The following is a 1,060-nucleotide window of genomic DNA, read 5'->3' on the forward strand; positions in this document are numbered from 1 at the left end:
TCATGCCTTTCTTGCTGCAGGTGAATGCCTCTGGTTTACTGTCCCAAACTGCGAAAATCTACAGACCTCTTTTCTTCTTGCTCGATTACGGACAAAACTGTGAATAAAATGATGAATGTAGGACAGGGTCGACAGTTGCTTGACCAAACTGACCAACGTATCGCAGCTGTTTTGATGGCGTCTCCGCGGGCCTCTTGGCGAACTGTTGCGCAGGTACTTGACCTTTCTGAGCGGACAGTGCTCCGCCGAACGACGCCCCTCCTACAGGACGGAACTCTTCGACCGACGGCGGTCCGCAATCCCGCACAGTTCCCCGAAATCGTTCCGATGGCCTTGCGCATCCGTTGCAGCCCAAGCCGCGTTGGGGTTATCGCCGCCGGACTTTCAAGGCGTCCCGATACAGTGTGGGTCGATATCCTTGGTGGCGGCAACGAAATCAGTACCGCGTTGTTTCTCAAAGGCACCCAATCCCGTAATGCGCTGCTGCTGCGTGATCTGCCCTCTACTGCCGATGTCTTGTCCTGGGATGCATACGACCTGATGAGGGTGTTTCCAGCGAGTTTTAGCTGGAATCATGGATTGCTAACAACAGAACAGTCCGACGCCATCAGCCAGACTTCGAGCGACCCCGCTGAGACGTGCGAGATTCAACAGCTCGACGAAGCACTCATCGACCAACTGAGCATCAACGCCAGGGCGAGCTACAACACCCTGGCAACCAATCTCAATACATCCGCTTCCACTGTGCGCCGAAGACTCGAACTACTCCAGTCAACGAACATGATTCGCCTCGCCTGCGAAGTCGACCTAGCCTTGCTCGGCGCCACCACAGAGGCACTGCTGTGGATCGCGACCGGCCCTGCAAACCTCGAAGCAGCAGGAAACACGCTCAGCTGTCATCCCAACGTTCGCTTCACTGCCTCCACAACAGGCGCCACTAACCTGCTCGTGGCCGTTGCCGCCCAGAATCTCAACGACCTATACGCCTTTCTCACACAAACCGTAGGAGCCCTAAATGACATCCGCAGCCTGGAAGTGACGCCGATCTTAAGTTCAGTTA

At 55.6% G+C, this 1,060-nt stretch carries 1 protein-coding gene and 1 pseudogene; both read left to right on the forward strand.

Annotated elements, in window-relative coordinates; translation table 11 throughout:
- Window positions 1-111: 111 nt before the first annotated feature.
- A pseudogene (locus ACIQLI_RS22465) lies at window positions 112-264 on the forward strand (AsnC family protein); the annotation flags it as partial.
- Window positions 265-327: 63 nt separating this feature from the next.
- On the forward strand, window positions 328-1,060 hold a 733-nt coding region (locus tag ACIQLI_RS22470; RefSeq protein ID WP_400392642.1), incomplete at its 3' end, for an Lrp/AsnC family transcriptional regulator.

Source organism: Paenarthrobacter sp. NPDC091669, assembly GCF_044756725.1.
Taxonomy (GTDB): Bacteria; Actinomycetota; Actinomycetes; order Actinomycetales; family Micrococcaceae; genus Arthrobacter; species Arthrobacter bambusae_C.